This is a genomic window from Desulfogranum marinum (genome assembly GCF_963675105.2).
Taxonomy (GTDB): domain Bacteria; phylum Desulfobacterota; class Desulfobulbia; order Desulfobulbales; family Desulfobulbaceae; genus Desulfogranum; species Desulfogranum marinum.
In genome coordinates this window covers 1,314,096-1,328,094 of record NZ_CAXXRO010000004.1, presented here as the reverse complement: position 1 = coordinate 1,328,094, position 13,999 = coordinate 1,314,096, and the positions used below count along the sequence as shown (strand labels likewise).

14 protein-coding genes and 1 tRNA gene are annotated in these 13,999 nt (G+C 47.5%); 2 read left to right on the top strand and 13 right to left on the bottom strand.

Annotation, left to right across the window (positions count from 1 at the left end):
- Positions 1-38: 38 nt before the first annotated feature.
- Entirely contained in the window at positions 39-974 is a 936-nt protein-coding gene (locus ACHZCY_RS14635) for a D-alanine--D-alanine ligase family protein (RefSeq protein WP_319549406.1), read from the bottom strand.
- A 278-nt stretch (positions 975-1,252) separates the two neighbouring features.
- On the opposite strand from ACHZCY_RS14635, the gene rpsU reads away from it, so the two are divergent.
- Both rpsU and xerD read left to right on the top strand, forming a co-directional pair.
- Positions 1,253-1,444 carry a 30S ribosomal protein S21 gene (gene rpsU / locus ACHZCY_RS14630; protein ID WP_369125042.1) on the top strand — a complete coding sequence of 64 codons (192 nt, stop codon included), beginning with the start codon at positions 1,253-1,255 and terminating at the stop codon, positions 1,442-1,444.
- An 11-nt stretch (positions 1,445-1,455) separates the two neighbouring features.
- A complete protein-coding gene (gene xerD, locus ACHZCY_RS14625) occupies positions 1,456-2,403 on the top strand; it encodes a site-specific tyrosine recombinase XerD (RefSeq protein ID WP_394713444.1) in 948 nt (315 codons plus the stop codon).
- Positions 2,404-2,418: 15 nt separating this feature from the next.
- Here xerD and ACHZCY_RS14620 read toward each other — a convergent pair whose 3' ends face one another.
- The 12 genes from ACHZCY_RS14620 to ACHZCY_RS14565 form a co-directional block, all read right to left on the bottom strand.
- Positions 2,419-3,240: an MBL fold metallo-hydrolase gene (locus tag ACHZCY_RS14620; RefSeq protein ID WP_319549405.1), complete on the bottom strand. Its 822-nt coding sequence runs from the start codon at positions 3,238-3,240 to the stop codon at positions 2,419-2,421.
- Positions 3,218-3,676 (bottom strand): dUTP diphosphatase, encoded by a 459-nt coding sequence (gene dut, locus ACHZCY_RS14615; RefSeq protein ID WP_319549404.1) that lies wholly within the window; start codon positions 3,674-3,676, stop codon positions 3,218-3,220. Before dut ends, ACHZCY_RS14620 begins: the two co-directional genes overlap by 23 nt.
- Before the next feature lie 93 nt (positions 3,677-3,769).
- Positions 3,770-5,857, bottom strand: a complete 2,088-nt coding sequence (pnp, locus tag ACHZCY_RS14610; RefSeq protein ID WP_205221442.1) for a polyribonucleotide nucleotidyltransferase — start codon at positions 5,855-5,857, stop codon at positions 3,770-3,772.
- Positions 5,858-6,071: 214 nt separating this feature from the next.
- A complete protein-coding gene (gene rpsO, locus ACHZCY_RS14605; RefSeq protein WP_205221441.1) occupies positions 6,072-6,341 on the bottom strand; it encodes a 30S ribosomal protein S15 in 270 nt (89 codons plus the stop codon).
- A gap of 120 nt (positions 6,342-6,461) precedes the next feature.
- Positions 6,462-7,262, bottom strand: a complete 801-nt coding sequence (truB, locus tag ACHZCY_RS14600; protein WP_319549403.1) for a tRNA pseudouridine(55) synthase TruB — start codon at positions 7,260-7,262, stop codon at positions 6,462-6,464.
- The gene (locus ACHZCY_RS14595; RefSeq protein WP_205221440.1) at positions 7,259-8,245 is read right to left on the bottom strand and encodes a DHH family phosphoesterase; all 987 of its coding nucleotides are present in this window, start codon (positions 8,243-8,245) and stop codon (positions 7,259-7,261) included. The genes truB and ACHZCY_RS14595 overlap by 4 nt, the downstream gene beginning before the upstream one ends.
- Positions 8,232-8,627 (bottom strand): 30S ribosome-binding factor RbfA, encoded by a 396-nt coding sequence (gene rbfA, locus ACHZCY_RS14590; RefSeq protein ID WP_205221439.1) that lies wholly within the window; start codon positions 8,625-8,627, stop codon positions 8,232-8,234. The genes ACHZCY_RS14595 and rbfA overlap by 14 nt, the downstream gene beginning before the upstream one ends.
- 18 nt (positions 8,628-8,645) lie before the next feature.
- Positions 8,646-11,483: a translation initiation factor IF-2 gene (infB, locus tag ACHZCY_RS14585; RefSeq protein ID WP_205221438.1), complete on the bottom strand. Its 2,838-nt coding sequence runs from the start codon at positions 11,481-11,483 to the stop codon at positions 8,646-8,648.
- A 26-nt stretch (positions 11,484-11,509) separates the two neighbouring features.
- Entirely contained in the window at positions 11,510-11,740 is a 231-nt protein-coding gene (locus tag ACHZCY_RS14580) for a YlxR family protein (protein ID WP_205221437.1), read from the bottom strand.
- The gene (gene nusA, locus ACHZCY_RS14575; protein ID WP_319549402.1) at positions 11,727-13,145 is read right to left on the bottom strand and encodes a transcription termination factor NusA; all 1,419 of its coding nucleotides are present in this window, start codon (positions 13,143-13,145) and stop codon (positions 11,727-11,729) included. Before nusA ends, ACHZCY_RS14580 begins: the two co-directional genes overlap by 14 nt.
- Positions 13,146-13,221: 76 nt before the next feature.
- Entirely contained in the window at positions 13,222-13,683 is a 462-nt protein-coding gene (locus ACHZCY_RS14570; protein WP_319549401.1) for a ribosome maturation factor RimP, read from the bottom strand.
- A 179-nt stretch (positions 13,684-13,862) separates the two neighbouring features.
- A tRNA-Gly gene (locus tag ACHZCY_RS14565) sits at positions 13,863-13,938 on the bottom strand.
- Positions 13,939-13,999 lie beyond the last annotated feature (61 nt).

Here is a 13,999-nt window from a genome sequence, read left to right as displayed (position 1 = left end):
ACAGTCAATCCTGCAGCGATGGAGGGACGGTGCTTTCTTTACCGCCGTCCTTCCATGGCAAGCTCAATCAATTTGTCTAAAAGCTGAGGAAACGGCAACCCAGCCTCGGCTGCGGCCTGCGGTAAGAGGCTGGTTGGGGTCATCCCTGGAATAGTGTTGGTTTCGAGCACAAAAATGCCATCTTGGTTGACAATCATATCAGTGCGACTGTAACCACGCAGTTGTAAGGTGCGGTGGGCTGTAATAGCATATGCCTGCGCTGTATCACGTATTTCTTCACTCACCTCTGCCGGACATATTTCTTGACTTGCTCCAGCCACATATTTGGCCTCATAATCAAAAAATTCAAACCGGCTATCCGGAATAATTTCCACAAGAGGCAATGCTATCAGCTCGTCATTACCGATCACGCCAACAGTAATTTCCCTGCCCTCTATATACTCCTCAACCATAACTTCATCATCATGCTTGAAGGCCAGGTCCAGGGCTGCTGAAAGGGCTTCTTTTTCCCGGACTATAGTCATGCCGATGGAGGATCCCTGTTTTACCGGTTTTACAACATAGGGTAAATTCAGTTGCTCGTTAATTCTTTGCGGAACTTCCCGGTCCTCCCTCTCGGCCATTACCCACGGCGCAACAGGTAATCCATTGAGCCTATATAAAATTTTCGCCAGGTTCTTATTCATTGCCAGAGCACTGCCTAGAACCCCTGAACCCTGATAAGGTATGTCAAGCAGGTCTAAAAATCCTTGAATAGTGCCGTCCTCGCCAAACAAACCATGGAGCAGCACAAATGCGACATCGATATTTTCAGCATTATGGGCGATGGTTTCCAAATCAGTTGCGGGGTCATAGCGAATCACATCATACTTGTTACCATCCAGCTCTTTTTCAACCCCTGCAGCACCGTTTAATGAAACTTCACGCTCATCTGACTTGCCACCGGCTATAAGCGCCAATCGAATTTTTGCCATAATCACCTCCTTGCTGTTATATAATTCCTGCATTCTACCACTTTGGACAAAAAATGCATTATCACTCAATTATCTTTACAGTTCTGCTCTTTATGCAGCACAACGAACCATAGTCCCGAATTCCTCTGCAAAAAAAGAGCAGTCATTATGCAAAAGTCACCGAACTTTGGTGCAATTTTATTGACACGTGTATTCATTTTAAGTAGATTCTCTCTCTTGAATACTTTTTCAACCCCTAATAATAAATAGCACTCTAACAAGGATGTGATTCAATCATGATCGAAGTAGAAGTCAAAGGTGACCTTGAATACGCAATTCGGCAATTGAAGAAAAAACTGCAAATTGACGGTATCAAGCGAGAGCTGAAGCGACGTGAATTTTATGAAAAACCCAGCGTCAAAAAACGCCGCAAAGCTGCCGAAGCACTACGAAAACTTCGTAAGTTTAACCGGATGAAAAATCGAGGTTAAACAAAAATGTCCTGGTCAAAAGCCAGGACATTTTTGTTGAAAAACACGCCATTCATCACAAAACAATAGATCTACCCGCCCAGCTCGAACTTTTCCTACAGCATCTTACTGTTCAGCGAAGGTTAGCCCATAATACAATTGAGGCCTACCGCTCCGATCTCCAGTTGTTTATATCTGTTATTGCCGAACAACATGTTACAAGCTGTGCTGCGGTAGACAAAAAGCATATTCAGCTTTTCTTTGCACATTGCCATAACAAAAAACACAGTGCACGTTCCAGTGCGAGGCGACTTGCAGCGCTGCGTGCTTTCTTTGCCTATCTAGTGGTACAGGGAATTATTACCACCAATCCTCTTCTTGAGCTTGATTCACCGAAAATCGGACGTAACCTACCCAAAGCTCTGCACCTAGAGGAGATTGATCTGCTGCTCACCCGGCCACTTCTGCCGACTCCGATCAATATCCGCAACTGGACCATGATCCACCTGCTCTATGCAACAGGGGTCAGGGTGACGGAACTGGTTTCCATCCCCTTAAAAGGATGCAATCTGGCCACCTGCCATCTACGCATACTTGGCAAGGGCAACAAAGAAAGGCTAGTCCCTTTTGATGCAAAAACAGCGGCCTGTATTCGAGAATATATGGAACGTGCGCGGCCAGCCATGGTGAAAAATCGCACCAATACGATGCTCTTCCTCTCCAATCGCGGCAGAGCAATGACAAGAAACAGATTCTGGCAAATTCTTAAGGAAACGGCCAGGGCTAGGGGTATAAAACAAGATATAAGCCCGCACATGCTTCGCCATTCCTTTGCAACTCACCTCCTGAGCGGTGGAGCAGACCTTCGCTCAGTGCAAATGATGCTTGGTCATGCAGATATTACCACCACCCAGATATACACCCACATTGATACGGACAGATTAAAATCAATCCACCAGCGCTTTCACCCCAGAGGGTAGTGGTGGTAAAAAGAATCATTCCTCTTTCTGTTTTACACTAAGCAATGGGCCGGGCTGATCCTGACGGGCAAGATGCACTTCGACATTTCTGCATCCAACAAAAGCTTTCTCCGCCTCAGAGAGCACCAAATCAGGGTGATTGTTCGTCTCACTAATATGGGCCAGCACCAGGTGCTGTAGAACCCCTTGGGCTAAACTGGAAGCAAACCGCACTGCCTCACCATTTGCAAGATGACCATTTTTTGACTGGATACGTTGCTTGAGCACCACTGGGTAAGGGCCATCCCTCAACATCTGTGGATCATGATTTGCCTCAAGAATCAACGTACTGCAAGATCGGAGGTGGTAGTTGATAAGTCTGGTTACCTGCCCGGTATCAGTACAGTAACCAACGCAAAAATTGTCGGTGCGGATGACGAACCCAACGGGATCCGCCGCATCATGGACTACGGAAAAAGGATGAACCTGCAGCTCGTTAACAGTAACGACTTCCCCGGTTGTAAAGGACTGCAACATGGTCAACTTGCCTAGTTTACGGTGCGCAGCCTGATAGGTTCCATTATTTATAAAAACCGGCACCCCATAACGCCTCGACAACACACCGACACCGGCAATATGATCATTGTGCTCATGGGTGACAAATATTGCGCTCAATCCCACCGCAGATCTATCGATTACTGCCAGTCTGCGCTCTATCTCCTTACCCGAAAAACCGGCATCAATCAGAATCCGGGTTGAGCCATACTCAACATACGTACAGTTTCCCTTACTGCCACTGCCAAGAACACAGACCTTCATTATATGTTTTGCCTTGTCAACGAATACCTGTGTGGCCAAAGCCACCATCATTTCGTTGCGTTGTATCCAACGCGTCGACAACTTCAAGATTGGCCTGACAAACGGGGGCCAGCACGAGCTGCGCTATTCGGTCGCCACGATAAATGGTAAACTGTTTATTTGACAAATTCACAAGTGCTACCTTAATTTCCCCTCTATAGTCGGCATCAATGGTTCCAGGAGCATTGATAACTGTAATACCAAACTTTATTGCAAGCCCCGAACGTGGACGAACCTGTATTTCATATCCAGCAGGAATAGCCACCGCAAAACCAGTCGGCACTAAAATCCTCGCTCCTGGTTCCAGTATCATCGGTTCGCTGACAGCGGCGGCTACGTCCATCCCTGATGCCTGGACAGTTTCATACGCAGGTGGTGCTAGATCCTTATCCCTTTCGGCATCTATCCACGAAAAACTAACCTGTACCTTTTCCATCTTTTTTGGTCACTATAATAATATGGAGAACAAAAGAGCCGGCTTCCAACGTATCGGAAACCGGCTCTTGATCTTATATATTTACTTAGACTACTATTCTTCGCCTTCTGCGAGAGCAGCCTTACGACTCAGGCGAATCCGTCCACGACCATCAATCTCAATGACCTTGACTCTGACCACATCCCCTTCTTTAAGAACGTCAGTCACTTTATTCACCCGGCTGTTTTTCAGCTCAGAGATATGAACCATGCCATCTGTACCAGGAAGAATCTGGACAAATGCTCCGAAATCTTTGATGGTTTTCACTTCACCCTCATAGATTTTTCCGACCTCGGGTACCGCAGTTATTTCTTCGATCCGCTTCACAAGGGCCTTGGAGGATTCACTGCTGTTACTGAAAATCTTAACGGTTCCATCATCTTCAACATCAATTTTAGAATCAAATTCTGCGGTCATTTCCCTGATAATTTTACCGCCGGGGCCAATGATATCACGGATTTTGTCTGGATTAATCTTGATGCTCACGTACTTAGGCGCATGATCGGCAACGCCTTCACGTGGTATTTCTATGGCCTCAACCATTTTACCAAGTATGTGAACCCTGCCGTTTTTGGCCTGCTCAAGGGCCTTGCCCATAATTTCTCGGTCTACACCATCGATCTTAATGTCCATCTGGAGCCCGGTTATCCCCTTTTCGGTCCCGACAACTTTAAAATCCATGTCTCCCAGGTGATCCTCATCACCCAGAATATCAGTCAGGATAACGACATTGTCTCCTTCCTTGATCAATCCCATGGCAACACCGGAAACAGGGGCCTTTACAGGAACACCGGCATCCATCAGCGCAAGACTAGCGCCACACACAGTTGCCATTGATGAGGAGCCATTTGATTCCAGCACCTCTGATACAACGCGCATTGTGTAAGGGAATTTATCCGCCGCAGGCAACACTTCACTCACACCCCTGCGGGCAAGGGTACCGTGTCCGATATCACGTCTACTTGGACCGCGTAAGAATCTAACTTCCCCAACACAAAATGGAGGAAAGTTATAATGCAACATAAAACGGCGATAGACATCCCCGCTGAGCCCTTCAAGATGCTGTTCATCACGCTCACTGCCCAAAGTTGAGATAACCAGAGCTTGGGTTTCACCACGAGTAAAAAGAGCTGACCCATGGGCTCTGGGCAATATGCCGACTTCACAGCTGATAGGCCTGACCTCTTCAAACGATCGACCATCAAGTCGCTGCCCCTGGGAGACAATCCGGTCCCGCATAACATGTTTTTTATAACTGCTCAGCAGATCAAAGACCTCTCGCTCATCTTGGTAAAGCTCCGGGTCTACCTGGGCAAGCACTTCTTCTTTAAGCAGGTCATACCTATCGCCACGGGCTATTTTCTCGGCAGTGGTGACGACTTCCTCCATTCCAGAGGCGGCAAGTGCTTCAACGGCGGCTTTAAGAGGCTCATTTACCACAGGCACAACTACTTCACGCTTGGCTTTTCCTACCTGCTTTTGCAATTCCAGTTGCAGCTCGATCAGCGGTTGAATCTTTTCATGGGCATAAAAGATAGCTTCAAGAACAACATCCTCTGCAAGCTCACCAGTCTTTCCCTCTACCATTACTACAGCAGTAGGGGTTCCAGCGACGACCAGATTCATTGCAGATTTTTCTAACTGCTGAGTAGACGGATTTATTACATATTGGCCATCAATGTACCCGACCCTTGCCGCTGCAACAGGTCCGGCAAAAGGAACATCGGAGAGCATTAAGGCTGTAGAAGCCCCATTCATAGCCAAAATATCCGGATCAAATTCCGGGTCTGCTGAAAAAACAGTGGCAATCACCTGGGTTTCCGACATATACCCTTCAGGAAATAACGGCCTGAGTGGCCGGTCTATAAGACGGCAGGTGAGGATCTCTTTTTCACTGGGCCTGCCTATCTCTCGTCGGAAATAACTGCCTGGAATTCTACCGGCAGCATACATTCTTTCCTGATACTCGATGGTCAGAGGCAAAAAACCCATATCTTTGGTTTTTTTATCAGCAACGACAGTAACCAATACGGTGGTGTCACCACTGGAAACGACCACAGACCCACTGGTTTGCTTGGCCATTTTTCCAGTTTCAAAAGTAATCTTCCGACCACCGATCTCTGTTTCAATTAAACTATACATAGATTCTCCTGTTCCGAACTTGTCGGAACACAATAGGAATAGATGAACCTGTTACAGCTGTATTTGGTTACAAAGCCACAAAGGATGTAGCGATAAAAGCAACATGCGCATTATCTCTGCATCCTTTGTGTCTTTATTTCCTTTCATTTACTGTAACAAGGTCCGGGCAATATAAACGGGCAGAGAACCTTCACCGGTTCTCTGCCCGCAAATTTTATTTACGGATACCGAGTTCTTTAATGAGTTCCCGATATTTAACAATATCTTTTTTCTGCATGTATTTCAGCAGACTTCTGCGTTGACCAACAAGTTTCAAAAGACCGCGGCGAGAATGATGATCCTTGCTGTGTGTCTTGAAATGATCAGTCAGGTACTTAATCCGGTCAGTGAGCAATGCAATCTGCACCTCACATGAACCGGTATCACCTTCATGGGTTTTGAATTTTTCAATAATCTCTTTTTTTACTGCTGTTGACTGTGCCATTAAGCACCTCCATTTTTCCTTCTGCTACCAGCAAAGCGTTTTCCCTCAGCCTTGACTGGAGTCTGGATAAATTGCCCTTGTACCGAAATCAGAGGGATAACTTCGAAGGACATGTAAACATTATTCACCACTATGCAATGCACATGGATGTAATTTGTGATACTCCTGCTCACTCTTTTCAATGGCTGTTTCCACTGAAAGCATGGTCGAAGCTAAACTGTGCAGCCCGTTCTCTTCCACCAAATCAGTACCGCAAACCCCCTGCTCTACTCGAAAAGGACCGCTTACAGTCCGCCTCAGCGCTGTAAGATGGGCACCACATCCTAAAAAACGCCCTATATCTTCGGCTAAAACACGAATATAGGTTCCGCGACTGCATGTAACTTCTATTTTTAAACAATCTTGAGCATGCAGGGAACCGATCAGTGAATAAATTTCAATCGGCTTGGGTGGTTTGGTAATCACTATACCTTTTCTGGCATAGTGATAAAGAGGTTTACCCTTATGTTTGGCTGCAGAAAAGGCTGGTGGCGCTTGCATCTGTGGGCCTATAAAAGTACGCAGACACTCATCAACATCGACCTGTGATAATTCAGGCACGGCACACGTCGCCGTCACGTCTCCTTCAGGATCTTGAGTCGTAGTCTCTACACCAAGTTGAAGAGTCGCTTCATAGGTTTTACGCCCGACCATAAATCGTTCAATATTGCGGGTTGCGGGTCGACCGGCACAGATAATCAGCAAACCACTGGCAAACGGGTCCAGCGTCCCGGCATGCCCGACCTTTTTGATGCCGAGTAACTTCCTTACCCTGCGCACCATGGCAAAAGAACTGAAGTCCACCGGTTTATCGACAAGAAACACTCCTGCTGTAAATTTTTGTTCCTTTAAGGCGAACAAGCTCCCTGTTTCATTTTTCAAGCCATTGCCTGCTGCAATAACGGTACAAGCAAATCCCGCACTTCGTCGATACTTTTATTATGACATCGAAATCCGCTGGCATTTTTATGACCTCCGCCACCAAGCTTGGCAGCAACGGCAGCCACATCACACTTTCCCTTTGCACGCATACTCACTGAAACTGAATGTTGATCGGCTTCCTTAATGAAAACAGCAACGCGTACGGAGCGTACGGAGCGAGGCAGGTTGATAAAATGTTCGGTGTCTTCCATGGTAGTAAAGGTACGCTCAAGCATATTACGGGTCACCCTGATCACGGCGATCCTATCCTTGTGGTACATTTCAAGACCGGCCAAAACCTCTTGGAGGAGGTGCAAACGACCCAGGGTATAATTATCATACAGATTGGAGCAGATGACCGCTGGTTGTACACCGCAAGCAATCAAATCACTCACTACCTGCATCGTATGTGCACTGGTTGATTCGTATTTAAAAGATCCCGTATCAGTAGTTATTGCAGCATAGAGGCATTCGGCAGCTTCCGTTGTTATTTCCCGACCAAGGGACCGGGCTAGATCGTACACCATTTCTCCGGTCGATGATCGACCGGGTTCAACCCAGGCAATGCCACCAAACCCATTATTTCCCTGATGATGGTCGATAACCAAAAATGGTTGTATCTGTAACAAATGCGGACCATTCTTGCCCAGTCGTTGTCGGTCCCCACAATCAAGGGCAACACCAAGAATATTACCTTGCGCCTTATCGACAAAATCAGCTAACGCGCCCAGATCGGTTTGGATATGACCACACCCGGTAAGAAACCGATAAAGCGGACTTACCGGTTCTTCGAGATAGGCGAATACTTTTTTGCCCATCCCCTGTAAGATATGCATCATCCCCAGCAAGGAACCGATGGCATCCCCATCAGGATTAATATGAGTGGCTAAAACAAGATTATCGGCTTGCTGGATTGCCGCCTGTACCTGTTCAGGAGTTGCCATCTTTTTTATCCTTTTCTATCTGGCGAAACAATTCATCGATCCGCTCCAACTCCTCGTTCTGGTCGTCATAAGAAAACAGCAGCTCCGGAGTGTAGCGGAGATTCATGGTATGGGCCAGATGACTGCGAAAAAAACCTTTCGCTTTGGTCAATGCCTTTTTCACCGGGCCAACATGCTCACCCGCAGGTAAAGTAAAATAAATTTTTGCATACTTCAGGTCAGGTGCAACCACAACATGGGAAATTGCAACAGATGCCAACCGCGGATCACTCACCTTCTGCAGCAAAATAAGAGACAGTTCATTTTTTATAGCTTCTGCCACTCGTTTTGGCCGTGAGCTCTCAGGACGCCCAAGTCCCGGCAGGTTAAAATCAAAATCCATCAATTCAGTCAGATCCGTTTACAGGGTTGCCTCGATCTCGTCAAGGACAAACGCCTCTAGATTATCGCCAAGTTTAATGTCGTTAAAATTCTCGACGCCAATACCACATTCAAAACCGGTAAGCACTTCCTTAACATCATCCTTGAAGCGTCTCAGAGAGCCGATCTTGCCGGTATAAATAACAACACCGTCACGGAGCACACGAACGTTCGCATTACGTTCTATTTTCCCGTCAATTACCGAACAGCCGGCAACTATTCCCACTTTTGGCACCTGGAAAGTATTCCTTACCTCGGCAGTGCCGATTACGCGCTCTTCAAAGGTAGGATCAAGCATGCCAACCATGGCCTTTTCGATATCTTCCAAAGCATGGTAAATAACATCATAGGATCGAACATCTACCTGCTCCCGCTCTGCAAGTTCCTTCACCTTTACGGATGGGCGTACGTTGAAACCGATGATAATGGCATCAGAGGCAGCAGCGAGATGGATATCATTGTCGGTCACCGAACCTGTTCCCTCATGAAGGACACGCACCTTAATCTCACTGGTAGACAGTTTTTCTGCGGCTTGTCCAAACGCCTGCAAGGTTCCCTGCACATCGGCACGAAGGATAACTCTAAGCTCCTTCACTTCCTGTTCAGCCATCTTTTCAAACAGATTGTCGAGCGAAACTTTAGATGCAGAACCAAGTTCAGATTCCCTTGCCTTCAACTGACGCGAACCGGAAAGAGATTTCGCCATCTTTTCGTTACTGAGCACTACAAACTCATCTCCAGCCTGCGGTACGCCGGAAATACCCTGAACCTCAACCGGTATGGCAGGGCCGGCTTCGTCAACATTTTCTCCCCGTTCATTAATCAACATCCGTACTTTTCCGCTGAACATGCCGGCAACAAAATTGTCTCCAGCGCGCAACGTTCCTTCCTGGACAAGGACAGTGGCCACAGGACCACGCCCTTTATGCAGTTGTGCCTCAATAACGGTACCTTTGGCCTTTCGAGTAGGATCAGCCTTAAGTTCGAGAATCTCTGCCTGCAACTGAACAGCTTCCAGCAGTTCATTTATGCCGATACCTTTCTTGGCTGATGTCTCGCAATACATAGTATCGCCGCCCCACTCCTCAGGCAGCAGATCGTATTCGCCCAATTCTCTTTTAACCCTTTCCGGATCGGCATTGTCCTTGTCGATTTTATTGACAGCAACAACAATTGGAACCCCAGCAGCCTTGGAATGTGCGATGGCCTCTTTTGTCTGATCCATAACGCCATCATCTGCAGCAACAACCAACACCACGATATCTGTAACTTTAGCCCCTCTGGAACGCATTTCGGTAAATGCTGCATGACCAGGAGTATCGACAAAGGTTAAATCGCCGGACGGTGCCTGCACATGGTATGCGCCTATGTGCTGTGTAATACCTCCAGCTTCACCCTCTGCAACATCTGTTTTACGAATGGCATCCAAAATAGATGTTTTTCCGTGGTCGACATGCCCCATGACGGTGACGACAGGTGGGCGAGGCACGGCTTCGCCGCCTTTTTCCTCTTCCAGTTCCTGAAATGCTTCCATTTCCAGCTCTTCAGTCATTGCCTGCTCAACTTCGTATCCAAAATCAGCAGCAACCAGAGTTGCAGTATCAATATCCAGCGCCTGGTTCAGCGTTGCCATTACGCCAAGCTTCATCAAAGCAGCAATCAATTCATTAGCCTTAACACCCATCCGCTTGGCCAGATCACCGACGCTGATCGTTTCAAGCACTTTAACACGCCTTTTAATAGCTTTGGCTTCCGCTACAGGCTGTTGAACAGCCTTCTCTTTGCGACCACTATCTTTACGCCGTTTTCCCTTGCGAGGACGCATGTATTCGACATCCCCATTTTTTGAAAATTCGACCTTACCGCCTCGTCCTCGCTTATTTCCTTTGGTGGTTTTTTTAGCGCGGTTTTCATCTTCCGATTGAATAGCGACGACCCGTTTGCCTTTTTTCTTCCCCTTTCCTGCCGGGGGCGGTGCTTGTCCTGCTGGATCTACTGCAGCACCAGGTCTTTTATTTTGCACCGGTGCCGGCCTTGGTGGCCTGCGGGGAGGCCTTGCTTTTTTCTCAGCTGGTTTGGGAATCTCAACCCTTCCAATAACTTTGGCCAATTTCCGAGACTCTCTCGGTTGTCCGTTACCATTGCCTGCTACAGGTTTTACAACCTGCTTCGCAGCAGGCTCTTCAACAGATGCTTGATGCTGCTCCAAATCCGACTCCTTCACCTCTTCTGGTTGAAGAGCATCGCTTTCCGTCTCTTCTCCCTTTTTGACTTCATCAATTGCTGCCGGTTCGGAAACTTTTCCACTGGATACTTCCGGACCACCCTCAACATCAGCAGCAACCGTTTCATCAACCTGTACATCCGACGCGCTCTCTGCGTCTTCGCTGACCAACGACTCTGCATCCTCTTTCACAGACGGCAATGTTTCTTCAACTGCATCTACAGTAACTGCAGGTTGAGCGTCTACTGCCATTTCTTCCTTTTGGAGTTCAGCCTCCTCCTCCATCAGGGCAACAGCATCGGCTTCTTCCTGCTGTTTCAATGCTTCTTCTTTCTGCGCTTTCGAACGTCGCCTGACAATGGTAGTCGATTTTTTCTTGGAGGAGCCAGAGCGATCCTTAAGATCAATACGTCCCTCAGCCACGCCGGTTACAGCATTATCTTTAATTTTACGTCGGATATCTGCTGCCATATCATCGTTAACTGTTGAGCTGTGACTTTTAATAGGGTATCCCATAGCTATCAGCTTAGCAGCCAGTTCCTTACTTTTTAATCCGGCTTCTTTTGCCAGTTCGTATACACGGACCCTACTCATTGCATGCTCCTGTCTTCTTTAACGCGTCAGACTTTAAGGCGAAACGCACGTTTCAGCACTTTCTTATTTTTTTCCAGTCGTTTACGGCACTGCTCATCATCACAACAATACAGGCCACGCCCAGGCAGACGTCTATCAACGTCAACCACAAGCTGACCTTCCTGCAGACTCAGGCGAAGCAATTCCTGCTGTGGTTTTTTCGTTCCACAGCCCCGGCATGTCCGCACTGGATACGTTTTTTTTTCACGGTGTCTCACCGTCAGATTCCCCTGACTCTGCATCACCTGTCACTGATAAATTCAAGCCACTTTCCTCTACAACCTGCACTGCTTGTTCAGCCGAATTTTCTTCAGCCGGCATTGCCGTTTCAGGTTTCATCTCAACGGCAGGCTCACAATTGACAGCCTCCTCTATACCTTCAGGTACCGGCACGAGGGCAGCACGCTCCAGGATGGCGGCGGCTTTTTCTTTATCCACCCGCACAATGTCCATCAGCTTTTCTTCATCAAGGGCAGCCAGCAAGGCAGAAGAAGTTATACCGGCAGCAAACAGCCTATCCGCCATGCCTTCATCAACACCCTCAATTACAGTCAGCGTTTTATAAGCGGGATTTTCCATATTGGCATAGCGCTGCTCACTCTTCACGTCAATTCGCCAACCTAGCAACCGAGAAGCCAGTCGTACGTTTTGCCCCTGCCTACCTATAGCCAGGGATAACTGATCATCCGGGACCACAACCAGCAAGGATTTTCGATCCTCGTCCACTATTACCATGGACACTTCTGCAGGCGCCAATGCATTATATACATATTTAGCAGGATCCGGACTCCAAGGGACAATGTCTATTCGTTCACCTTGCAGTTCCTGTACGACATTCTGTACCCGCGATCCTTTAAGGCCCACGCAAGCACCTACCGGATCAACATCAGACTCTATGGAAGAAACGGCAATTTTAGCACGAAATCCCGGCTCTCTGCTTGCGCCCATGATCTTCACAATCCCTTCTGCTATCTCAGGAACCTCGACCTCAAACAGTTTGACCAAAAACTCGTTACAGGTACGGCTGAGAACAAGCTGTGCATCACGAGATTCATGACGAACCTCTTGCAGAAAGGCACGAATCCGGTCTCCCTGTTTAAAAGAACGCTTTGGAATCTGCCCGTCTCTCGGCAAAATAGCATCTGTTCGGCCAAGGTTTATAACCATGTTGCCACGTTCAAATCGCTGCACAATCCCGTTGACGATAGTCCCTTCGCGATCACGAAACATATCGTATATGACATCCCGCTCGGCATCGCGCATGCGGTGAATAATAACCTGCTTCGCAGACTGCGCAGCTATACGCCCCAAGTCAGCGATATTATCCATTTTCTCACCGAGATCGTCGTCCAATTCAATTTCCGAATCAAGACGACGAGCATCTTCCAAAGAAATTTCCGTTTCTTCATCAAAGACATCGTCAACAACTGTACGGTATTGAAAGACCTCTATTTCGCCCAAATCTTCACTGAACTGGACCTCGATATCGCGTCGACTTCCGTACTTTTTTCGCACAGCAGATCGCACAGCCTCTTCGATGGCGTCTACAAGCAACGTTCGATCAATTCCCTTGTCCCGACAAATTTGATCAATGATGCGTTTTAAATTTTCCGTCCCTACCATTTTTTCACTCCAGCTCCGACAATCGCCTTTATTAACGGCAACCGTCTTGGCACATTCAATTCGCCGGCACTTACTACTATAATGTCAGACGAGCCTTGGATATCTTCGAAATATCCAGCAGTATTTTTTGCCCGTCCTGATCAAGAATAACCGAGCCTTGTTCAACGCCTTGCAAAATGCCAGTAAAAACCTTCTGGTCACCCACAGGCTCACGCATTTTTACCCGCGCCTTCTTCTCAGCAAAACGCACGAAATCTTTTTCTTTTTTTAATGGCCGCTCAGCTCCGGGAGAGGAGACCTCCAAGTGATAGGCGTGATCTATAACATCTTCCACTTCAAGATAAGCACTTATTTCCCGACTTACAGTAGCGCAATCGTCTAAGTTTACACCTTGTTCCTTATCAATAAAAAAACGCAGCACCCATCCGTGACCTTCACGCCTAAACTGCACCTCGACCAACTCGATTCCCATATCGGCCAAAAGTGGTCCGGCAAATGCTTCAATGGTATCAACAATTTGATTACTTGCAGTATCCACGACCTTCCCAGTCCTTTCCCAGCAGCCTATAAAATATTTTGCTCTGGAGAATTCCAAATTCTGCCTAAAAGACAATAAAAAAAGCGGGCAAAGCCCACTTTCACGTACACCGGCAAATGCGGCGTATGTCATTTCCAAGCAAAGCTACTCACCTATTGCTCGGAGGTGTTAGCGCGGCCTGGAGCGGGCAACGGGGCTCGAACCCGCGACCCCAAGCTTGGGAAGCTTGTGCTCTGCCAACTGAGCTACACCCGCTCATCAGCTTACTACAGCCCCTAAAAATAACCCATCACATGTCAATTGTCAAGCAACAACA

Bases quoted from the DNA above. Each gene is read 5' to 3' on its own strand.
- ACHZCY_RS14635 (WP_319549406.1), bottom strand. From the start codon at position 974: ATGGCAAAAATTCGATTGGCGCTTATAGCCGGTGGCAAGTCAGATGAG.
- dut (WP_319549404.1), bottom strand. From the start codon at position 3,676: ATGGAAAAGGTACAGGTTAGTTTTTCGTGGATAGATGCCGAAAGGGAT.
- pnp (WP_205221442.1), bottom strand. From the start codon at position 5,857: ATGTATAGTTTAATTGAAACAGAGATCGGTGGTCGGAAGATTACTTTT.
- rpsO (WP_205221441.1), bottom strand. From the start codon at position 6,341: ATGGCACAGTCAACAGCAGTAAAAAAAGAGATTATTGAAAAATTCAAA.
- ACHZCY_RS14595 (WP_205221440.1), bottom strand. From the start codon at position 8,245: ATGGCAACTCCTGAACAGGTACAGGCGGCAATCCAGCAAGCCGATAAT.
- rbfA (WP_205221439.1), bottom strand. From the start codon at position 8,627: ATGGATTTTGATTTTAACCTGCCGGGACTTGGGCGTCCTGAGAGCTCA.
- infB (WP_205221438.1), bottom strand. From the start codon at position 11,483: ATGAGTAGGGTCCGTGTATACGAACTGGCAAAAGAAGCCGGATTAAAA.
- nusA (WP_319549402.1), bottom strand. From the start codon at position 13,145: ATGGTAGGGACGGAAAATTTAAAACGCATCATTGATCAAATTTGTCGG.